Source organism: Thalassotalea insulae, from assembly GCF_030161395.1.
GTDB lineage: Bacteria > Pseudomonadota > Gammaproteobacteria > Enterobacterales > Alteromonadaceae > Thalassotalea_E > Thalassotalea_E insulae.
The window spans coordinates 4,160,844-4,183,068 of sequence record NZ_BSST01000001.1; the positions used below are offsets into that span (position 1 = coordinate 4,160,844).

At 41.4% G+C, this 22,225-nt stretch carries 21 protein-coding genes; 8 read left to right on the forward strand and 13 right to left on the reverse strand.

The genetic code is table 11. From position 1 onward, the window contains the following. Nucleotides 1–44: 44 nt before the first annotated feature. The gene (locus QQK06_RS18685; RefSeq protein ID WP_284246332.1) at nucleotides 45–257 is read right to left on the reverse strand and encodes a YejL family protein; all 213 of its coding nucleotides are present in this window, start codon (nucleotides 255–257) and stop codon (nucleotides 45–47) included. A gap of 79 nt (nucleotides 258–336) precedes the next feature. Here QQK06_RS18685 and yejK point away from each other — a divergent pair, with 79 nt between their 5' ends. The 5 genes from yejK to QQK06_RS18710 all read left to right on the forward strand — a co-directional run bounded on the left by yejK (nucleotide 337) and on the right by QQK06_RS18710 (nucleotide 5,025). Then, nucleotides 337–1,407: a nucleoid-associated protein YejK gene (gene yejK / locus QQK06_RS18690; protein WP_284246333.1), complete on the forward strand. Its 1,071-nt coding sequence runs from the start codon at nucleotides 337–339 to the stop codon at nucleotides 1,405–1,407. 63 nt (nucleotides 1,408–1,470) lie between these two features. Beyond that, nucleotides 1,471–2,499, forward strand: coding sequence for a dihydroorotase (gene pyrC, locus QQK06_RS18695; protein ID WP_284246334.1), 1,029 nt, complete (start codon nucleotides 1,471–1,473; stop codon nucleotides 2,497–2,499). 9 nt (nucleotides 2,500–2,508) lie between these two features. Further along, nucleotides 2,509–3,390 (forward strand): 6-carboxytetrahydropterin synthase, encoded by an 882-nt coding sequence (locus QQK06_RS18700; protein ID WP_284246335.1) that lies wholly within the window; start codon nucleotides 2,509–2,511, stop codon nucleotides 3,388–3,390. After that, complete coding sequence (locus QQK06_RS18705; RefSeq protein ID WP_284246336.1) at nucleotides 3,383–4,195, forward strand: M23 family metallopeptidase; 813 nt, start codon at nucleotides 3,383–3,385, stop codon at nucleotides 4,193–4,195. The genes QQK06_RS18700 and QQK06_RS18705 overlap by 8 nt, the downstream gene beginning before the upstream one ends. A gap of 32 nt (nucleotides 4,196–4,227) precedes the next feature. Continuing rightward, nucleotides 4,228–5,025: a substrate-binding periplasmic protein gene (locus QQK06_RS18710; RefSeq protein ID WP_284246337.1), complete on the forward strand. Its 798-nt coding sequence runs from the start codon at nucleotides 4,228–4,230 to the stop codon at nucleotides 5,023–5,025. Nucleotides 5,026–5,356: 331 nt separating this feature from the next. Here the strand turns inward: QQK06_RS18710 and QQK06_RS18715 are convergent, their stop codons facing one another. Beyond that, complete coding sequence (locus tag QQK06_RS18715; RefSeq protein ID WP_284246338.1) at nucleotides 5,357–6,598, reverse strand: tyrosine-type recombinase/integrase; 1,242 nt, start codon at nucleotides 6,596–6,598, stop codon at nucleotides 5,357–5,359. 488 nt (nucleotides 6,599–7,086) lie between these two features. On the opposite strand from QQK06_RS18715, the gene QQK06_RS18720 reads away from it, so the two are divergent. The 3 genes from QQK06_RS18720 (at nucleotide 7,087) to QQK06_RS18730 (ending at nucleotide 8,845) form a co-directional block, all read left to right on the forward strand. Continuing rightward, nucleotides 7,087–7,353, forward strand: a complete 267-nt coding sequence (locus QQK06_RS18720; protein WP_284246339.1) for a hypothetical protein — start codon at nucleotides 7,087–7,089, stop codon at nucleotides 7,351–7,353. A 461-nt stretch (nucleotides 7,354–7,814) separates the two neighbouring features. After that, a complete protein-coding gene (locus tag QQK06_RS18725) occupies nucleotides 7,815–8,252 on the forward strand; it encodes an SPOR domain-containing protein (protein ID WP_284246340.1) in 438 nt (145 codons plus the stop codon). Between the two features lie 38 nt (nucleotides 8,253–8,290). Further along, the gene (locus tag QQK06_RS18730) at nucleotides 8,291–8,845 is read left to right on the forward strand and encodes a hypothetical protein (protein WP_284246341.1); all 555 of its coding nucleotides are present in this window, start codon (nucleotides 8,291–8,293) and stop codon (nucleotides 8,843–8,845) included. A 7-nt stretch (nucleotides 8,846–8,852) separates the two neighbouring features. Here QQK06_RS18730 and QQK06_RS18735 read toward each other — a convergent pair whose 3' ends face one another. The 11 genes from QQK06_RS18735 to tssA form a co-directional block, all read right to left on the reverse strand. Further along, nucleotides 8,853–9,251, reverse strand: a complete 399-nt coding sequence (locus QQK06_RS18735; RefSeq protein WP_284246342.1) for a DUF4150 domain-containing protein — start codon at nucleotides 9,249–9,251, stop codon at nucleotides 8,853–8,855. A gap of 15 nt (nucleotides 9,252–9,266) precedes the next feature. Further along, nucleotides 9,267–9,794, reverse strand: a complete 528-nt coding sequence (locus QQK06_RS18740) for a DUF3540 domain-containing protein (RefSeq protein WP_284246343.1) — start codon at nucleotides 9,792–9,794, stop codon at nucleotides 9,267–9,269. A 30-nt stretch (nucleotides 9,795–9,824) separates the two neighbouring features. Beyond that, nucleotides 9,825–10,907 (reverse strand): pentapeptide repeat-containing protein, encoded by a 1,083-nt coding sequence (locus QQK06_RS18745; protein WP_284246344.1) that lies wholly within the window; start codon nucleotides 10,905–10,907, stop codon nucleotides 9,825–9,827. A 19-nt stretch (nucleotides 10,908–10,926) separates the two neighbouring features. Continuing rightward, on the reverse strand, nucleotides 10,927–13,584 hold the full coding sequence (locus tag QQK06_RS18750) for a DUF2169 domain-containing protein (protein WP_284246345.1): 2,658 nt from the start codon (nucleotides 13,582–13,584) through the stop codon (nucleotides 10,927–10,929). A 54-nt stretch (nucleotides 13,585–13,638) separates the two neighbouring features. Next, entirely contained in the window at nucleotides 13,639–16,767 is a 3,129-nt protein-coding gene (locus QQK06_RS18755) for a contractile injection system protein, VgrG/Pvc8 family (protein ID WP_284246346.1), read from the reverse strand. Between the two features lie 218 nt (nucleotides 16,768–16,985). Beyond that, on the reverse strand, nucleotides 16,986–17,756 hold the full coding sequence (locus QQK06_RS18760) for a hypothetical protein (protein WP_284246347.1): 771 nt from the start codon (nucleotides 17,754–17,756) through the stop codon (nucleotides 16,986–16,988). Between the two features lie 862 nt (nucleotides 17,757–18,618). Then, nucleotides 18,619–18,852 (reverse strand): hypothetical protein, encoded by a 234-nt coding sequence (locus tag QQK06_RS18765; RefSeq protein ID WP_284246348.1) that lies wholly within the window; start codon nucleotides 18,850–18,852, stop codon nucleotides 18,619–18,621. Between the two features lie 143 nt (nucleotides 18,853–18,995). After that, complete coding sequence (locus tag QQK06_RS18770) at nucleotides 18,996–19,484, reverse strand: hypothetical protein (RefSeq protein ID WP_284246349.1); 489 nt, start codon at nucleotides 19,482–19,484, stop codon at nucleotides 18,996–18,998. A 233-nt stretch (nucleotides 19,485–19,717) separates the two neighbouring features. Beyond that, a complete protein-coding gene (locus QQK06_RS18775; RefSeq protein WP_284246350.1) occupies nucleotides 19,718–20,779 on the reverse strand; it encodes a GNAT family N-acetyltransferase in 1,062 nt (353 codons plus the stop codon). Between the two features lie 33 nt (nucleotides 20,780–20,812). Beyond that, nucleotides 20,813–21,073, reverse strand: a complete 261-nt coding sequence (locus QQK06_RS18780) for a hypothetical protein (protein ID WP_284246351.1) — start codon at nucleotides 21,071–21,073, stop codon at nucleotides 20,813–20,815. Between the two features lie 21 nt (nucleotides 21,074–21,094). Continuing rightward, nucleotides 21,095–22,210, reverse strand: coding sequence for a type VI secretion system protein TssA (gene tssA, locus QQK06_RS18785; RefSeq protein ID WP_284246352.1), 1,116 nt, complete (start codon nucleotides 22,208–22,210; stop codon nucleotides 21,095–21,097). Nucleotides 22,211–22,225 lie beyond the last annotated feature (15 nt).

Consider the following 22,225-nt stretch of genomic DNA (forward strand, 5'->3'; position numbering starts at 1 on the left):
TATTATCTAGTTGCGTTAGATATAATATTGGTTTTATTCGTTTTTTACTTTATAGACTGTTTTAAAGCGTTAGTAAAATTTTCTACGATCGCCGCGCGTTTTTTTACTGGTATTTCATTAGTAAGAATATCTGTAATGGTATTTCCCAAACACATCAGGGCTAAATCTGGGGTGGCTTGAGCTGAAACTAAAACATTTAATAGTTCTTGGTTAATTTTTTCTACACGTTCGTTCGAATACTTAGATACAATAGGCATATAATTTATAAAATGAGCAATTGGTTAATGGCGAATAAGTTTACCAAATGCTTTCACAATATCATACAGACCTTTAACTATGAGTTTAATTATTTCTAATATTGCACTGCATTATTTATCAAAAAAAGAAGAAACCGGTGAAGTCGTCTTGCGCTTAGGGCCTGATTCTCTCGAAATTACCACTAAGATTGAAAAGTTTGTTGATGCATTGCATCACATCTATAACGGTAAGGGCAGTAAAGCCTATGGCCACTTTTCTGCGATGCCAGCGGAAGGTGATAAGGCAAGATTTGTCGATATCATGGAAAGTTACTTATCCGAAGTGCAAGATTTTACTGAATTTAGCAAGCAAGCCGCTAATTTATTAAAAAATGAATTAGAAAAGTACGAATTGGCAGAAACTGGCTATTTAGTGATTTGTCATTATGAATATATGGGCGGGCGTTATTTACTGGCAGCGATAATTCCAGTTTCTGAACATTATTCTGTCGACGGAGAGTTAAATATCAGTGCCGATCAGCATCTTGATACTGCCCGATTACAGCTAGCTGCGCGTATAGATCTATTTGATTATCAGCAAAATGCTGAAGGTAATAAATACATTTCCTTTATAAAAGGCCGTGCCGGACGCAAAGTCTCGGATTTTTTTCTCGATTTCTTAAGCTGCGAAGAAGGACTCGATGCCAAAGAACAAACGAAAACCTTAGTGCAGGCGGTTGAAGATTATGTCTCGGTGCAGCAATTTGATGCACAGGAAAAACAAAGCACCCGCAAAGAGTTATTAAATTATTGTAAAGAGCAAAAAGATGCGGCTCAGGATGTGTCAATTAAAGAGCTTGGAGAAGTGATAAGTAAGGACACAGAGAATAGCCAGGATTTTTATCAGTTTTGCCAGGAGCAGTCTTATCCGATCGAAGACTCATTTCCTCATGATCAAACCGTCGTCAATAAAGTAACTAAATATTCAGGTTATGGCGCTGGCATCAGTTTGAGCTTTGAACGCAGTCATTTTGGCCAGGATGTGGTTTATAATCCGGCTAATGACAGTCTCACTATTTATAAAGTACCGCCTAATTTAAAAGAGCAGTTGTTATCGCTGTTACAAGCACAGGATAAAGAGCAACAAGCTCAATCGACGCAAGATTTTTAATTAGTCGCTATAACACGTAAACTATAAGGGTTTACTTTAGTATAAAGATTTTAAAGGGTATTTATGACCACATTAACCATTACCAGACCTGATGATTGGCATGTTCACTTGCGCGATGGTGCCGTGTTAAAAAACACTGTAGCAGATATTAGTCGTTATTTTGGCCGAGCGATCATCATGCCAAACTTAGTGCCGCCAGTGACTAATGTTGAATTAGCAACACAATATCATCAGCGGATCATGGCGGAAAATCCGCAAGCTCATTTTACCCCATTGATGGTGTTATACCTTACCGATGATACCAGTGCGGATGATATTAAAGCAGCTAAAGCAAGCGGATTGGTTTACGCGGCAAAGTTATATCCGGCTGGTGCAACCACTAATTCTTCATCGGGTGTCACTGACATTAATAATATTAAAGATGTATTAGCCGCGATGCAGGCAGAAGAAATGCCATTATTAGTGCATGGCGAAGTTACTAGTCATGATATTGATATTTTTGATCGTGAAGCGGTTTTCATTGAGACTATTTTAACGCCATTGGTTAAGCAATTCCCACAGCTAAAAGTAGTACTTGAGCATATCACCACGAAACAGGCAGTAGATTTTGTTAATCAAGCCAGTGATAACGTTGCCGCAACGATTACCGCTCATCATTTGTTATTTAACCGTAATCACATGCTTGTTGGCGGTATTCGTCCACATTATTTTTGTTTGCCTATATTAAAACGTAATATTCATCAGCAAGCGTTAATCGACGCAGCTACCAGTGGTTGTGCTAAATTCTTTTTAGGTACAGATTCAGCACCACATGCCCAGCAGGCAAAAGAAACTGCCTGTGGCTGTGCTGGTTGTTATACCGCCCATGCAGCGATTGAGCTTTATGCAGAAGCGTTTGAACAAGCTGGTGCACTTGATAAATTAGAAGCATTTGCCAGTTTAAATGGCCCAGCTTTTTATAACTTACCGGTGAACCAGGATACCATCACGTTAGAAAAATCATCATGGCCAGTGCCAGAGTTGATGGAATTTGGTGCTGATCAAGTGGTACCGATCAGGGCAAATGAAACCATTGCATGGCAAGTAAAATAAGGAGTATTGATGCAATTATTTGTTAATGATTTAACCGTTATTGATTTTTCCTATTGCTGTGAGCAGCGCGGTATCGTTGGGGAAAGCTGGATTGTTGACGTCTTGCTTGACGGCTCACTCAATGAAATGAGCATGGTGCTGGATTTTGCTGTGGTTAAAAAGCAAATTAAAGCGATAATTGATCAGGCGGTCGATCATAAGTTGCTCTTACCGATAAAAAGTGATGCGGTACGGGTAAGCAACTCGACTCATCATCAGGCACATGAATATGTCGATTTGCGCGCGAAACGTGCGAGTTATTTTTTACAATCACCGAGTTGTGCATTTGCCAAGATAGACGCTGAGACTATTTCATTAGCTTCTGTCACTGAGCATTTAACAAAAATTATTTTGCAACAATTACCACAAAATGTTCAAGGACTTAAATTAACTTTGCGTCCAGAGAACATTGACGGCGATTTTTATCATTATACTCATGGCCTAAAATTGCATGACGGTAATTGTCAGCGGATCGCTCATGGGCATAGATCAAAAATTAATTTATCAAAAAATGATGAACGTTCAAAAGATCTGGAATTTTTTTGGTGTAACCGTTGGCAGGATATCTATATTGCGTCAGAAGATGATCGTGTCGAGAAACAAGAAATTGAACTCTCAGCTGCAGCCATGCAAGATTTGACACCCGATCATCAATTTTTTGCCTATAACGCACCTCAAGGGAAATTTGATATTGCAGTACACAGTAATGTGTTAGAAGTTGTTGATTGTGATTCTACTGTTGAATTACTCGCAGACTATATTGCCCGTCAACTTAAACAACAGCAGCCATCTCAATCATTTACCGTTATTGCCTATGAAGGTGTCGGTAAAGGAGCGATAGCCAGTGCTTAGAACCATTATATCTACTGCATTATTAGTGACATCTTGCTCTTTGTTTGCGCAAGTTACGCTCTCAGGGGACATTACCCAGGGAAGTTTAGTCATTGGTAAAGCAGCCGATGCGGATAGAGTGACTTTTGACGGTAAGGTGTTGGCGCTATCGGCACAAGGTGATTTTGTTTTTGGCTTTAGTCGTGATGATAACAAAAGTCATCAGTTAATTATCACGTATGCAAATGGTAAAACAGAAAGCAAAACGTTAACGCCGACTAAGCGTGATTATCAAATTCAACGGGTTGAAGGCATAGCGAAAAAGATCATGAATCCAGATCCAAAAGCCGTCGCTCGAGCGAAAAACGATAGTCGCCAGGTTAAACAGGCGCGAAGCCAGTTAAGCGCTAATACCGCATTTACTAAAGGCTTTGTTGCACCAATTGATGGTGTGATCACAGGAGTATATGGTTCGCAACGCTTTTATAATGGTAAGCCAAAAAGTCCACATTATGGCTTAGATTATGCCGGCAATACCGGCGATCCGGTCAAAGCGCCTGCTGATGGCATCGTTTCTTTATTTGTCCCAGACATGTTTTATTCTGGTGGTACTATGATTATTGATCATGGCCACGGTGTTAACTCAACGTTTTTGCATTTAAGTGATGCTTATGTCAATGTGGGAGATAAGGTTACACAAGGTCAGGTCGTTGCGGCTGTCGGTTCGAGTGGCAGGGCGACTGGCCCTCATTTAGACTGGCGCATTAACTGGTTTCAGGTGCGATTAGACCCGGCGTTAGCATTAAAGTTAACCCCGTTAAAATAGTTCTAACTACATAGTCATTATAACGAGGTGTTATGATAAAAAGTTACCTGAAAACAGTTAGTTATTGGTGTATTTTTTGCTGTTTCACCTCCGTTTCCTATGCACAAACTGAAGCCTTATCTGTTGGCTGGGAGCTTTGGTATCCATATCAATATCATAATAATAAACAGCAACTTGTTGGTTTAGACTTTGATATTTTTAATGCCATTGTTAAACAGGCAGATCTTAAAGTGACTTACACAGAGCTACCATGGAAACGCCATCTGCAATATATTAAATCTGGAAAAATGGATGTTGCTATGGGCGCATCTTTTACCGAAGAACGTCAGCAATATGCGTATTTCACCCAAGCGTATCGAACTGAATCGGTTCGACTTTTTGTTAAAAAAGGCAACGCCCAAAATATCCAGTTAACATCATTAGCACAGTTATCGACAAGCAATTATATGATAGGTGTTGAAGGCGGTTATTATTATGGCATGGATTACCAAGAGCTGATTAAAACAGCTGCGTTTCAATCACACATAACTGAAGTTATCGATTTAGAACAAAACGTAGATTTGTTAATGAAAGGATTTATCGATGGCTTTTTAGTCGATCCGATCACATTAACGGCGTTTGCTGAAAAATATAAGTTACAAGATGAATTCGAAGCACATTCATTAGCCATTTATCAAGATGATATTTTTATCATGCTGAGCAAACAATCACTTGATCAGGCGATGCTGGAAAAATTTAATAATGCTATATCGACATTAAAAGCAAATGGCACAATAGATAAAATTAACCGTCGCTGGTCTAAGTTATTAAAAGATGACAAATTACTTTAGAAGCTTTGTTATTAATAACGTTAATATAAACACTGCAAATTTTAAGTTCTGCGTATCATAACAGGGAAAACCTTCCTAGATTTCACACACTCCACTAAATCCTATACTCTTCAGTATCGGACATAGCGTAATGATGTATATGTAATGCACACAATGTGTATTGTTTAACCAATTGATATCTATTGATTTATCGTGCGCTACGTAAAATCTGATAAGTTTTGTGGGTACTTGGTCACTAAATTTCACGTAGCTGCACGTTATATTTAACCGTTAAAAAGCTTAAAGCCTTTTATTTATTGGTTTGTGAGAGAAATTCACTAAAAACGAATGATCAGTTTACTTTTCTTTGTTTGCCACTTTCTGCACGCATTTTATTCTCTGACTGAACGTAAACAGTATCTGTAGTTGCCATGCTGGCATGGCCTAAATCTTCCGATAAGTCTTTTAATGATCGGCCTCGTTCAATCTCCATACTAGCGCCAGTATGACGAAGCCAGTGAGTCGTAGCTTCTTTTAGTTTAATCGCCTTATTTTCACCTTCACTAGCTCTCATTCGTTCATATGCTTTGTTAAATATATCTTGTACCAAACGTCTTAAATGTCTAGAAGTCATTCCTCCTTGACCACGTATTTTTTCAACCAAGACATTGTTTTCACCATTAGTCGGTAAAGACGTAAGCCCACGTGATAATCGATAACGTTGGATGAACGGAATAAAGTCCGGCGGTACTGTGGTATCTCTTAACTTTCTACCTTTACCAAATATTTTGAGCCACCAGTTGTTATCTTCATCTTGCCAAAAATGTCCCATAAGTGGTGACCAATTTTCCCGTTCTGAAAGTTCGGAAATCCGTAGAAATAAAGTTTTCAATGCTGCAATAACAAATAAATTTCTTTCGTATAACGGATCTGAGTCAGCCATTTCGATCGCTGTTTCTAATAAATATTCCCATTGCTCACCAGAAAGCCTTTTAACTTCTTTCACTTGAGCATCAGTTATAAAGTGTTTGCAATCTTTCTTCGCAATTTGAGCTGGATTGCCATAGCAATATTCTTCACCCATTAGATAGGTATAAAACACAATGACGCCAGTAAATGTAGAAGTTAACGTCTGTTGAGACGGACGATATTTTTTCTTATCAACTGCTTTATCTTTTTGACTTTTAGGTGGTTGAATTTTAAATGGACGCCATGATTCGTTGGCAACAAAGTAACTATTTTCTAATTTGAAGCGTTCTTGATTGCTCGTGCCAATCCAGGTTACTGGTGGTTTCCAGCAAAAGTCTGCGTAATCTAAAATATCTGATTTGCGATATTCATCAATTGGAGATTGTTTAATTAAAAGCGCCCAAAGAATAAACTTTTCGACTTCATTTCTGAATCTGTCATAGGTATGAATTGATTTATTACGGCCTGTATATTCAAGGAAAGATTTTCCCCATTGCCATAAAGTTTTACTCCAGGAATGACCTGTATTTTCCAGGTACTTTTCTAAGCCTGGATAATTAGAAAAATCAAACTCTTTTAATTCGGCATATGTTGGATACAAAGGAGAAAGTTTTAAGCGAGACATAATAAAAAACACTTAAAATTAGTAAGTTGGCTTAATATATACATTAATTCCCATTATGTCCAATACTAGAATTGTTGGTTCTATACTTAGCCATAGGCAATACTTAATCTATTTACTCCACTAATTTGTATTTTACATCAACACCCAAGTGTTCATCGTTAATCATAGACTTCAATCTGTCGTTATTTAAAACACGTAATACTGTATCGAATATTTGTCCGCACTTGGTACACCACCGTACATACAACAGATGTACAGACCAAGTATCATGTGAAACATCGTTCATACTGGAATTTCAATAACGAAGTTCGGTAATGGATAAACCAAGGGATAAGCAAAAACCATGAAACTAATCACGAAAAAAACTCAACAAATTTGCAAGCTGGCTGCTGGACTTTGTGCATTCACATTGCTCGCACCTGTTACCGCTCTGGCGGCTGACCGCTTAAGTTATAGCTACTTACAAGAATGTGATACACAGTACGGTTATGCACAATACATCCAAAGAACAAATAGCGGGTGCTGATGTTCAAAAGCTCTCTAGCTATGATTGGTCTGGTGATCGCAGACGAACTTCAGTAGAGCGCCGAAGTGATATTCGTACGCCAGATACTAGGAGGGTTTCTTTAGTACAATGGATTAGGATGTATATAAAACCACGTCTTGGTGTTGATCGGCGAAAGAAGGTTGCTAAACGATCTATGTACGTAGAACCGCTGCTAACACAAGAGGAAATTGAAGCGTTAATCAAATAGCGTGCTTTATATCTAACTGATTGAGACGGTATAGATTTTTGTGAAAGTGGCTATTTGTCATAGCAATATCAGTCACTGTACATAATGGTAAACTGACTCGTCTTCCAGTCTCTTATGGTATTGTTCATTTTTCGATAGTTGATGCAGCGTCATGTACATGATTTTTATCATCGAAGTAAACACTGAGTCGAGGCCAATGATTTAGCCATGATTGACTGATGGTAGGGTGTTGTTCATCCAATCTCTTCGCGAAATACTCTAAGACTTGTTCTGCTTCAGCTAGGATCGAAGCATCATAAACTCTATCAGCCCTTGCTCCTGCTAATGCACTAACGCCTCAATACCGTCGTGGTTTAGGACAGCAAATCAATCTGCGGTTGGTAGTACTATAGAAACTCCCCTTGCACAAACATAAGCCTTCTATATATTATAAAATAGACATAATCTATAAACCTGCGAATATGCTAAAGTTTCTCATCTTTTTTCTGGCGTTAATAGCCATAGGTATTGGGCTGACCTTATCTTTACCCAAATACAAAGTAGAATCAGGTAACCCTGCGGCAAAACATCAATATACGATGGATGTCGATACGTTAAAAACGCCATTGCCTATGTCCAGATATTTTTTACGGGGCCCAACGCCGCCAGACGCTCTGTTTGCTTTACGTCTTGGGTTATACAGTAAAGTGCAGCAGGCAACTCAATATGCAGAATCTCTATCGCTGGACACCCCAGTTATTGTGGTGAAAGCTATGGATACTCACAGAGACTGGTATATGGTATTTTTAGGACCTTTTGATACCATAGAGGCGGCAGAGGAGAAAAAGGACGGATTACAAAAACGACAAATTTCGGCTACACTCATGATCTGGCCCCCAAAACCCGAAAAAGACGAATAACTGTGAGTTACCTGCCACCACTAAGAAATTACAAGCAAATGGTCCGCGTAATGCGTGACGGTGGTAGTGATACGCTGTCCAAAAAACTAGTTAGCTTTAACCTCGGTAATGCCTTTGGTGAAAATCCAACCTCGGGATTAGACAGTCTGTTTCCAAATGGTGGCGTTTCCCCTACTCAACTACAAATGCGCACCTTGGATACCATGAATCTGCCTAGCTGTACGGCGCGGCGCCCTATTCAAACAGGCCAAGGTGGTTCCTTTGATACCCGATCTAAAACCACTATTTTTCACGATCTAAATCCATTTTCTAAAGGGGTTCTTAGCGGTGTGGGCGACGGCACAGCCAGCAACCGACATGATGCGGGTTCTGGCACTAAATTCAGAACACAGCTAAGTCCATTTGCAGACACCAAAATTGTTTATCAAAATGGGCACAGCACAAGCCATGATGCGCTCATCAATCATCAACCGAGCTCTCGTGACACCACTAGTGCTTCAGCACTTCATCCTGTACCTTCCCATCTCCCTGATGGTTACCACAAATCGTTTCGACATCGCTCCAGCTCACAATCTGACATTACCCTTAGTTAAAGAATAACTAACCCATAATCATAACTTTGACTTGACTAGGCGTGATGGTTAAACCCGGTGCATTAGGTTCGCTACCATTTTGTCCCGTAACCGAGGTCATGGTTGTCGCCGGAGCTGCCATAAGCATCACTTTAAAACTACCTAATTCATGTTTTACTGGGCCCATTATCATGCCGGAAATTATACCACCTTCAACTCCTGGCTCATCACCGTTAGATTCAGGCACCTCCGTCATTAAATTATGGGCAGGCATCGCGTTGATAATGACATTATCAACATTAGGCACTGCGGTATCCGACAACCCTATGTTTGGGTAAGGAATAGGCACTACAGCCAACGCCACCTGAGTTTTACAAACATCTGGCATGCCCATATGAGTTGCAGTGTTTTGTGTATTAGCGAACATCTCTTTTTCCTATCTCTATCCAATGTTTATTCTTTCACCATCGATTCTGACATCATCATCAGCAGTGATAATTTGTTGTTTACCATTGAGTCGCAAAACCCCTTTTGCTGTGGCAGAAAACTGATTGGCCTGTTGCAACAGATTTTCAGAGTATTGCATTAAAGAATTAAGCCCATTTTGGACTAGGTTGTTCGCCATCAGGGTAACGTTGTTGCTGGCCACCAGTTCAAGAGAGTCCAGTGCTTTTACGGAAAGCTCCGGTAATATCCATTGTACGGATTTGTCGCTTTGCATGGTAATTTGTAACTGACTATTTGCTCGGGTTAACAACTGGGTAATGACAAATTCTTCATCCAGTTCGATAAAGCTCACCTGATCGGAAAGTTCAGGGTTCACCAGCAAACTTAGTGCTTTTTTCGCCGGGAACTGATTGTCTATCATCCAGCACTGCTGTTGTTTATCGAATGCGGTAATTTTCCCTATATAGCTGTTTGGCATAGCCTTTGGGCCTTTTACCTGAGCTAATTTTAAAGAAGATTTCATTTTCTGCCTCCATTAAAAGTTTGTATTTTCCTAAGCACTTTGTCCGTAGCTAATAAGTAACTGGTCAATCTCTGTCTGTGTCTCGTCTGTTAACAACAGTCCACCAGGCTTCACCGTTCCCCATTCATTCTTATCATCATCTTCTCCTTGCACCATGCCGTGAATTTGAGTACGTAGTAATTTAGTGCCAACAAACCGGGTCTTTTTCACCGTAACGTAACGGAAATCTGTATAGGCTAAATTGCAATCAGAAAAATCAACTAGGTTCAAATCTGCCTTTTTAAAACTGGCTTGTTCTAAATCGCAAGCAACAAATTTACTCTGGGATACGGTTGCTTGCATAAATTTTCCATAATGTAACGACGCTCCAGAAAAATCACATTGTTTAATCTTACTGCCCAGATATAACGTTTTGTTGAGTTTTGCCTGCCTGAAATCCACACCTTCCAAAACACTTTTGGAAAAACCGCAATTGTTGACTGTAGCACCATTAAAACTGGTTTTAATGAATTTACTTTCAGTGCAAGTACACTTGATAAAAGTCTGACCGGAAAAATCAAGGCCGCTAAAGTCGCATTTGAGCAACAGCACCTTTTCAAAACAGCATTGAATAAGGTTAATTTTGGTAAAATCTGTCGCTATCCACGACACATTACAAAAACTGTTGTTGAGCAAAGTAACGCCTTCAAAGCGGCATTGTGCAATGGAAGTGGTATCCCATTTACTGTCCTCAAACACCGCGTCTTTATAGGTATTTTGCATTAGAGAGCAGGAAGTGATGTCGACTGAAAGCCATTTCGATTCCGCCATGTCTGATGTCATTATGGTGAGCTTTTTCACCTCACCCAACCAGACGCTTTTTTGTAGTTGACATTGCACGACATTACCGCTCTTGTAGGTGTTACTGCTGAACGTGCTGCCCGTTAAGTCACATTCGACAAAATTCACCCGGCGCAAATCACAATTTACAAAGCTGCAGCCTGAAAAATTGCAATGAATAAACTGTCCTCCAGAAAAATCAGTGTCCTGAAATTTCGTCTGGCTAAAATCGCGTTTTTGTATGGCTTGTTTTAACGCCATTTGGTCGCGAATAAATGCTAGTTGATCTGTCATCAGTCTTTCGCTTTGTGTCTCAAGTCAAAGAAGGCGCTTTGCTGCACTGTAAATATTCAGTATCACAATCTTCAAATAATACTTCTCTGAGATTGCTTTGATTAATTCTAGCCTTGGTCAAAAGGGCTTTTTTAAATTGGGATTTGCGCAAATTAGATTGATGAAAAACAGTCTCTGTACAATCTGAATTGTTGAAGTTCACCTTAAACAATAAACTGTTATGGAAAAGTGTACCTGTAAGTCTGGCACCCGACAGGTCGGCATCACCAAAATCACAGCTTTTAAATACCGATAAAGATAAGTTACTTTGGCTTAAATTCAGACCTCGGAATCCACTTTGCTCCCAGTTTCCGGAAGATAATTCAGCCTCAGTAAAATCACCCTCGGTACTAAACTGCACTCGCTGTGCGGCAACACAACAAAATTTGGCTTTGTTTGCCTGAGTTTTTAGCATTACACAACGAAACAAAGTGGCTTTTTGCCAGTCACTTTCCTGAAGGTCACATTGCATCAGGGTAGCCTGGATAAGATTTGCTCCCTGCCAGTGAGTTTGTTTGAGATTGCATTCTACGATTTGAACCGCCTGGAACTCCGCTTGATTGAACACACTTTGCTGCCAGTTAGATACCATGGTCTGTATCTTGATAAATTTGGCACCGCTAAAATCACACAAGTTAAATTGACACTGCATCAGACAGGTATGATCAAACAGACAGCCGTTGAAGGAAGCTCGACAAGCCTCCACGCTAGAATAGTTAGCATTTACGAAGGAACACTGTGTCATGATGGTATTTTCAAGAACTGCACAGGTCAGGGCTGCGCCGTCAAACTTACAATTGCTAAATATCGCGTTATTCAAATTCGCCTTTTCTAGCATGACATCCGTGAAGTCAACATTCTTAAACTCCAGCCCTGACAAGTCTGCTCCGGCCAAATCTCGCCCAATCAAAGACTCTTCTTTTTGCAGTAACGCTATCACCTGTTCCCGTATGAACTTGCCAGCATGTTCTGGCATAGGCACTGGAGCAGTAAAGTCCGCCGCTTTTTGCCGCCCTATTCGCCTGGCTATTTTACCATTTTTCTCAACCCGAGTGATTTTCTCTTCCGTTGTTTCCGTCTCTCTGTCAATGGGGGTTTTATCCTTTGTGAAAAAAGTCACCAACACCACATCGTTTATTCGGGATAGAATGGCATCATCTTTTTCATATTCAGAAGGCATAAAGCTGGTTTCTGATTTAATTTTTTCCAGAGCAACCAGCGATTTTTTAATTTGGCTTTTAGCTTTTATCGATTGCGCTTTAGCCCAGTCCAGATAAGGCGTAAGATCAAAGTCTTTTTTCTCAATAAGCTCTTTGGGAATGGGCGGAGGTTCCTGCTCCAGAGTATCCAGACTCTGTTGTTCTTTGTTCTTTTGTGCTTTTATAGCAGCAGCGTCAAAATCAAAATCCGGCTGTTCAGCTTTTAACTTTTTGAATAATTGTTCCCGAAGCGTTCGCCTTTTTTGCTCAAGCTCTTTCTGTGCATCAACAAAAAGCCCAGCTCGACGTTGTATTTCTTCTGAGTTAAGTTGAGGTAACAATTGAGTTGCGTTGAAGAGGTTGCCCATTGACGTTTTCTTATTTAAACGTAGATCACGAACTTTCTGAAAATAACTCAGATCTCGAGGTACATCCTCAATATTTTCCAACGCTAACAGCAAATTTTTGATATCCAGCCCCGCTGAGTCTCCGGCGGGAAGCACGCCACGGTGAATGGCTATACCCAGTTCCAACTCAGGAAAAAACCACAAGGTATCTATTTGAGTTTGAATTTCTTTAAAGTTTTCGCTACCGTCGCGCTCAGTTTGGGTGACAAAAGCTCGTACATATACCTCAGGTAGTTTGCCTTCAATCGTGATTTTTTCTGGGTGCAAACCACAAAGGCAATACTCTTGTCCGGGGGAAAAAAATCCCTTAAGCAATTGCTCACTTGGGGCAGCATTAAAAAAAAATGGATTGGTATCGTCGGGAAAGCCTGGGTGCACTTCGTCCAACCACTTTTGGTTGTATGTTCCCTGCAACTGCATTCGTTTGGGATGATCAAGCGTAAGAGGCAAAAAGCTGGCTACAGTGCGAGGCTTTTTATCAGGCTTTATACTTTCACCATCTAGGTAAAGATTAGGCATGGGCCAGAATGTTTCATTGTCATCAGCTCCACTATTTTTTACTTTAACGGCACCTTTACCCTGAGAATTAAGCATATAACCTTCACCACCGTATGACTGTTCAAATCCTAGGGACATTTTGGTAAAAGGTTCTGCTTCAGATACCTTAGTTGTGCCCATAAACCCTTTTATTGATAATTTTCGATTGCCGATTACATTAACAACCTTTTGGATTTTGCCATCAACTGCATTACCTACCTCGACAGATACTTGCATCTGAGCAACTGCTTCACCACCTGGGGCATAAGCCGTACCTGCCAGCAATATTTCACCACATGCTTTGGCATAGCCTGTATCTAATACCAGTTGTTCATCTAACCACGGTTGTAACCTCGTCCATTGCTTGTTTTCTAACAACAAGTTATTGTTTTCGCCCAACTGAAAAAAACTCATGGCAGACACGACGAATTGCTGACCGTTATAACCGTATGTGTTGTGCAACAAGCTAAGAGTATCAGGCTTAATAACTTGCATGGGTTCTGCTCGTTGTCAGAGGACGGATGATTAAGTTATTCATATACAGGCTTTTCATAAAATAGAGAGTATGGCTTCAATGGTCACGTTGACAGTATCTAACTGTACAGCCTTGACCCGCTCATCGGTATAGGCTGCCACTTCTCCGGTTTTGGTGTCAGCTTCGGCACCATTGATATCTTCTGTTTTGGTTACTATTCCATTTTTCACAGAGGTTTCAGTACAAATAGCATTATTAATCTTAGTGGTGGTTAATATCCCATTTGTTGTGGAGTTTTCGGTTTGTGCTCCGTCAAATGTATTCTCTGTTGTACTAGTTCCTAAAGTGATACTGGTGGTATTTGAAGCGGCAGACATGATGCTGGTATCTAACTTAGCCCCAACAAATAGCGTATTATTGTTGCAAGCTGCCAGATGTTTAGTGGTATCGGATTTAGCCCCAGCAAATGTCGTATCAGAAGTTGTGATACCTATCGTTTTACTGGTATCTGTTCTTGCGCCTTCAAATAAGGTTTCTGAAATGGAAGCCCCAGTGTGATTAGATATATCAGTTCTTATACCAATAAAATTACTAATACTGGTGGTTGTTCCTATGGTATTAGTTGTATCCACTCTGTTACCTTTTACGGTATTTAAGGATGTACTATTGCCGTGGGTATGGGAAACATCATTGGAGTCACCGTGAGTTTCATTATGGCTATGTCGATCCCCTTTTACCGTGTTTTGTGAGGTGTTATTCCCATAAGTGTTAGAGGTGTCCTGCGCATCGCCACCAATAATACTGTGGCTGTACCTACTTACCGTCACTGATGATGGGTCTATATCGGGCGGCTCAGCTTCATGACCACTCAGACTAATGGTTCTGCCAGATGTATAGCTTTTGTCAAAACTAGAGCCATCGGGAAGCTTGTCACATAGTTCGATAATATCTTGTCTGGGAAGCTTGCCGTTAATAAAACTTAAATTGTTTTCATCAGGGGTGTCGGTAAAGCTCTCCATTCGAGAAATACTGACTCGCTTATTGTTTTTAGAAAAGCTCTGACTGGTATTGGTGAAGCTAATATTGTAGTCCTGATCACTATATCTTTCGCTAAAGCTGCTCCCTTGTGAGACACTCGCACTTGCCAGCCCTTGGGCACCTTTTTCTGTTGTTGAGTAACTGAAGGAACACCCTTTATTGAAATTGGTACTGCCAAATTCATCACCCAATGGCCCTTGTTGGGTGTAAGCTGAGGTAACTATAGTTTGTGCTGTATCTAAGTTTACTGTGACGTTGTTACCATAGTGAATGCTCATGCTGTCACCATAGCTGGTATTGCAGTTACTCCCCCAACTGCTGTTAATGGACCAATTCTGATTTTTCCACTGCTTCATATTAGGCTGAATATTCTTTTGTCCGTGGGATGCCAGTACTTGTTGAATTTGGGGAATTTCACTTTCTGAGTCACCACGCGCCACCAATACAATTGAATTCACAGCAGGTACGGTTTGTGAGGAGTCCGATAAAGCAACCCAATGAGTAACATCAGTTCCCATATCAGTCGCAAAACGCACCACACAACCCATTTGTTTTTGCGCTACCTGCTCGCCGTCGTATTTCAACGTTGAAGTTTGCGGGTCGAAATTTTTCTTTTCAAAGAAGTACGCGTTTTTGGGTACCGCGGACTTTAATACAACAGCCATTACGCTGCCCTGATGGGTATCTTCCAGTTCTGGTGGTGTTATTAGCGTCGCGTTGGGATTGTTTGGTGAATACTTTTCAGGAAGTGGAGATGCCTGTACAGATCCCGAATACGGAGAGGATTCAGTTACCTGATGCTTTATCTGTGTAACAACAAACGTTCTACCATCAAACTGCTGGGGAATCTGACCTGACACTTCATTAATCCCAATTGCTTGCTGAGTTAAGACAAAGGTGTAACCGGGACTTAATAAATTGGAGGTGCATTCACCGCTTAATGAACTTTCCTGACAGGCCAATTCCTGTTGCAATTGCAACTGAATTTCAGTGGTTTCATTTATACTGTTGCCTTGTGAATCACTAGCTGATTTGCCTAGCCCATAATGATAGGTTTTATAAAACAAGTAATTGACTGATTGCGAGGGACTTTTTGCTGGATAATTATCAAAAGACGCAACATTATTGGTTTCCCAAACCGCTTCTTTGCGGGTTAACAAGGTGCCAATATCACCCAAAGATTTGGCGGTCATTTGGACCTGATAACTAAGGTTACAAAATAAATCACCTTGTTGTAGACCCAAATCTGTTTCTGAGAGGTAGCTATATCGTAAAGACACCTGTCCATTTTTCGCCCCCGGTATATTAACCTCTTTTGGGCTGGTAGGCTGATTTGAAAATACAATGGTGACCTTGTCTTCATCATGAACAAAATAAAAATGTACCGCGGCTTTTTTCATGATGCGTTGCAGCATGGAAAAATCATTTTCGCCCGCCTGCATCCAGTCCTGGCAACGAGTAGCGGCTAAGCCCTGTATATTGAATTTGAGATTCACCTGATTGCTATAACGGGCCAGTTCAGGGGACAACAGCGCTTTGATAACTCCTTCGATATTCATCTGCTGAAAAATATAGAACTTATTGCGTAATGTCAGGGGATACAAGGGCGACTGCATTACCGCGGTATACTCACCAGGAGCTGCTTGGGAAATAGAGGTAATAATCCCCGAGAAATGGCGTAGCGAAATAGCGTCATCCGGCACAGTGACACTGTCAATCTGTCTCCATAAAGGGTCATTTAAGCTACCTCCGGAACTACTGTCATTGGAATGTTCGCCCACCAAGCCCGCCGCTTTATCATTAGCGCTTAAGGGATAAAGCTGATTGCCTAGCGTGATGGTGGACCAATGAGCCAGTAAATCCGTCGCAATGCCCTGCACGGGTTTTAGTTTGCTGGAAGTAGGGAATGACGAAGCGGGTAAATCTTCAAAATCACTGTCGGGGTTAGATTGCGCATTAGCGGGTATTTCATTGGCCCGAAGGGTAATAGTAAAACTATAAGGCTGCGAAACAGACTCTTGCCCCTCAAAGGACACCACTCTCAGGTAATCACTATTGAGTTGCTTATTCGCCGCGTCCGCAACAATACTCAGGGAAATAGACGTTTTACCCTGACGAGACGGTTCAATTGCCATGTAATCCAATGGCGTTTCGCTAAGTGACATAAGTAGATGTGTTTCTCCGTTAATGGTAGCCAGAAATGAAAGAGCCTAATTTCTGCTTTTTACGATTTCGGCCTTTAAGGCTTTTAATCTTTACCTTTTTCAATATCAGCAAGTTCAATGCCATAAAAAACCTGCACAAAGAGGCTGTTTAAGGCCAATACATTTAAATAAACACCACGCCGGGGCAAAATTAACCCAATATCCGGGTCACTATAACGTCATTTGTGTTCATTATGGTCTGTGCTGGCAGAGTGAGCTTGACTCGAGGTTTGTTTAGGGTTGTTATGTTGTTGAGTACTGGAATGTTTAGAAGAGTCAGAACGGTGTGAACTGGCATGACTGTCGAACTTTTGTTGACTTTCTTTCGTCGCTGCCGCCATCGCCTTATGCAGTTCAGCAGCCGAGCCAAATTGCTTGTCTTTGCCAAAATTAATCGTGGTTGTTTTTGTTCCTGCCGAATGAGACTCAGAAAAACTAAAAACCCCTGCCGTACTTGGCTTGTCGCGACTCATTTCACGGGAAGAGGACCCATTTTTCAAGTCTCGGGTATGTTTAATGGTATCCCCTTCATGCTCATGAGTATCAATTTGTTTAGCCTGTAACTCCCCTTCATCGTTGAAAGAGTAATGTACTTTTGATTTACTGCCCCTGCTGTTATTTTTATCTTCGCTGTCCGCTTGTCCATTTAATTCAGATTCAAAAGACAATTTTGCTTCCAAACGCAGTTTATTGCCACTGGCTACGGAAAAACCCAGTTGAAAGCGCGCCCCCTTTTTCTGTTTGCTTTCTTTATTTTCATTGCTTTCACCAAAAAGCCCACTCAGTCCAAAACTTTCATTACCAAAGGCGTCACCCGCCTCTTTGCGCTTAGCCCGCGCTGCGCGTTTGGCATGCACTTGCTCATCAAACAAATGACCAAACATGGAGCTTTCTTCCTGGCGAAGGTGGTTGCTGTTTGATAATTGTTTAGATTGACGCTTTTTGCCCACACGATGACCCGTATTGGTAGCCTGATTAAAAGATAAGCCAAGTTAATAAGCAAAACGGAGGCCAGATGTTTTTGTAACTATTGGATGTCTAACAGGAACTGAGTTGTAATAATTGCATTCTTAGTAATAGAATTGCCTAATACGAATAAATGATGCTCTCAAAGTTAAATCCATCATTTAATTAAAACAGGTATGAAACTTGTCAGCAAAAGGTCTGGGAGCACATTGACCAGCCCCTCTTGATTTATCAGAGTTAGCGCCTTTAAGTTATGGTGTAAATGGTCCAGGTGGTGGACACCACGCAGCTCCAACACCACCATAAGAACAAGCAGATGCTGCGCTAATACAGCGGCTTCTTATGAAAATCGCAATAGCACAAATGATATTGCGATTTTTAAGAACTATGGGCTATTGAAAATCTCATATTTTGTATGATTAAAAACTACCGTTTGCTCTCAGCGGACCTTGCACTGTTCCCAAATGGTGGGCTGGATGAGTACCTGTATTCACGTATGCACCATCCCTATGGAAGGAGACGGCCCAAATATCTGCTCCCGCCCGCGCTCTGGGCTCGGTTACTCGCACATTGTGGTGGCCAGTTGTATAATGAGGTGCCCCATCAGAAAAGGTCGTACCAGAATCCCGGTCTATTTGTCGGCGTGCTCCAGGCCCCGGACCGTATACTCTGTTCATAGAAACTTGCATATTATTGGCTTGTCGGTTGGTTACGTTTCTAGCATTCATTTTATTTATCCTCTATTGTTTTCAGTGTATGGCGTTGTTTCAAATTAAGATTCATCGCCCTTAAAATAGATCAAGGGGTCAGTAGATCAAGGGGTCAGAGTCCTTGAAGCCTTAGTAATCAAAGCGCACCTTTTTTATTACGACATTGCGTAAAAGCATCATGGGCTTTGAATGCACCCACCGCGGCGGTTTGTGCAAGATCTTTTACTCCCGCAGCCGCTTTCACTCTGGGTTGCCCCGGTGTATGAGCCATCTCTTTAATTGCGCTGGCGCCAGCACCTTTCATTTCTGTGGCAAACGCAGTAAATGCTTCTGCCCTACAATTATCGGTTCGTTTAGTTCCACTACTCATTTCTATCTCCCTGCATTTGTCCGCATTTCAATAACTAATAACTCTGTCCCCTCGGAGTACAGGAAAGCAAGGGATCCAAGAGAACACGAATTTCAATAACTTTGCCTCTAGAACCTTGATCGTGCCCCCTTGATCTTAATTACTTAATTCGTATCGAGTTCAGCTTGTACTGCTCTTTGAGCACGTTGGTGTGCTCGGCTTTTTGTATCGCCTGTCATAGTTCTGCGTGTATATCCTGAAACTTCGCGCATACTATCGGGTGACAAATTCCTATATTTTGTAGTACTTCTCCCAGCACCACGTCCTCTGCCCCTAAATACTTGATGTACTTCCCTTGTTTTCGGATGATAATGTACTTCAGCAGATTCACCTTCGTCGTTATGAAAAGATATGATCTCAGTCTCTATCTCTCCATCCTTTTGTTGTGTCGTTACACTACTTCCCGCTATTGTTTCCGGATTAAATAGCTGATGACGTTTTAAACCAGAACCTCCAGCTCTTGTGCTTATAGCCACGCCACCAGCCGCTGCAAACTCAGTATCTCTATTCGCATCATTTTCCCGACTCTCTGTAAGGCTGTCTTGATAAGCTCTTATTTCAGCAGCTTTATTTTTTCGTTTTTCCCTCGGCATAATTCACACTCCATATTGGTTCGTTCAAAAGGTCAGAGTTCTTGAAACCTTAGCTGCTTATACCTTTTAATTTACGTTGAGGTAGCATAACAAATACCAACTTTAACAAAGCCAAAAAACAATTTAACACCTTGATAAACAAATAATTTTAATCATGCATCTTGTAACCAAAAACGCCACCGACACGGAGAAAACCACCCAAGCGGGTCAGCACTTACACATCCGCACTTTAATCACACCAACTCCAGTTCTGACTCCATATCCACAAACAACTGTTCCAGCTCGGCTTTTATATCCACTTCCGACTTTTCCGGTCCAAGGTAATACAAATTCTCATGGTCATAAGGCGGCTCAACTTCAAAAGACAACCGCTTAAAACCAATTTTATTCAGCGCTTTTTGCGAGGGTTCGTTGTAGTCATAGGCCTTGGCATAACAGCAGTGCATGCCGAGGTAATCAAAACCAAGATTTAGCAAAAGATTTACGGCCTTTGGGCCAAATCCCATGCCCTGAAAATCTTCACCTAACCAGTAATAAAAAAAGCCAACATCGTTAAAAATTTCTAATGAAACCGAGCCGATGACTCCCCATTTGCTATGCACCACGGCAAATAAAAAACACCTAGGATCTTTAGCATATACTTGCAACCAATCCTGCCAGTGCTGGTCATTTTCAAATCTGGGTAAGTTGCATAGTTGGGCGATACTTTGCTCTTGCCATTCATCTTGCTCTTTGGATTGAGAGTACTGAGAGTAAATCCAACGAAAGGATTCAATGTGAAAATGTTGTAATGGCGTTAATACGAGTTCCTGTTCCATGCAGGCATCAGTTGGCCAACAACCGTTATTGTGCGTTTGCAGCTTTTGCTGAGCATAGCCATAAAATGAAAATAGCTCGGGGGTTTGATAATGAGTCAATAACGCGCTTCTTAAGGTATCAACGGCTTGAGCTGGCGAACCTATTTGGATCCAGGCCTCGGCTCTGTGTATGGCGATGTACTCCCCAGCAATTCGTGCTCTTACTTCGCCAGAAAGCCCCCTTTGTTTAGAACCTATTAATTCCGTGAGATGTAAAACCAGGGGCCAGTCGCAGAGCCTTAGCGCCAGTTGCAACAGCAAATCGCCGTCGGTTTCATCAACAACATAGGTATCGCAAATTTCGCGCAGCCTGATCATCCAGTGCAGCCGCTCATTTGCATTAATTTGCTGGCGCTGTAATTGCTCAAATTCTGTTTGCCAATGGCTGTCCCCTTGCTCCTGTGCAGGGGTTAATTCGGCTTTTGCTATGGCGACCATACTTATTCCCTTGAGGTAGACTTAGCTGATGGGTTAATCAAAGGCGGTATAAGTTTTGTCATGATGTTCCCTACCAATTTTTCGTTCGAAACCCTTGCCGAAATTTTCATGTCCGTGAATCACAAAAAAAGAGCCTCTACGTCCGACAGGTCGATGCACTTCATATGAACGTGTTTTTTTAGTTCCGGTAGCTCGTCTTTGATTTTTTCTGGCATCTATTTCAGTTTCATAAACATCTGCTACCTTATCAACAGGTGTTTTTTTTCCTTGTCTGCCATAGCCTAATTTCGGCATAACTTTGCTCCTGACTAAACGCTATTTTTCAATACCCATCATCTCAAAAACATTGATTTGTCCCTGCTTGGACAAAAATACCTCTTGATAAAGTGCCGGCGCGCTTTGCTTACCCCAGTCGCAGGCGGTATAAACCAGATAAGGCACCATAGAATGGGGATCGTCTTTAATAAGAAAATCCGCTGCCCGGCGCAGTGCGGCAAACGCATCTTCTCTGGTAGTCAATGGTCCTGTTGCACCTTCGCCGGAATCACCTCCACCTCCACCTGCGCCATGTTGCCCTTCCCCTTTATCCCCTCCTTCAGCATTGTTATCTGACGCTGGTGCCATTGATATTCCTCGCCGTTCTAGTTCTGAAATCATCATTTGTGTAATTTCGTTCAGCACTCCCGTCATATCGCCAAAGCCAGGGCTATCATCACCGCACTTTTGGTCCAGCCAGTTTTGTAAATAATCGATGGCCATTAACGCGTCTTCAATCTGAGTAACCAAATTGAAGAAATGCTCAGATTCGGTAGCCAATATGCGTTGTTTAAAATCGTCAACGGTTAAACGGTCACCAATATTTTTCAGTTGTTTTTGTTTAAGGAGTTTTTCCGTATATTGTGCAGCTTCCCAGTCGTTCCAACTGACTTCTCCACCATCAAGTTTTGCTAAGGTCAACGGCAGCGTTTTAATTACCGGTGTTAGTTTGGTATTGATCCAGCTTAAGGGGTTAGTGCGAAACTCAACATCGCCATCCATCATTTGCGGATACATGTTATCCCAGTAATGTTCACACAGTTGTTGCACCAGTAAAGCGGCTGGTGCAATACCGGCAAAACCTTCCAGGTGCAAACTGGCCTCAAACAGCCAGATCCCCAGTTGTAAATCTTTGCTCTTGTTAGCCAGTGCTTCTAGGGCAGCATTTTTGACTTGAGACCAATCGGCAGTTTTCAGATCTTTCTCCCATACCCCTACAGGCAAAGTAGGATCATCAAACTTTCTTGCTGCTTTAATGGTAGAATACACACCGTTATGACGTACGGATTCCCCGACGCCATCCTCACCAATAGGTGACATTAAGTCTTCTAATGAGTACCCCATGTGATACTGCATATATTCGTCAGGTTGTTGTTCTGCGGTTCTCAATCTCATATTCGTTGACTCCTA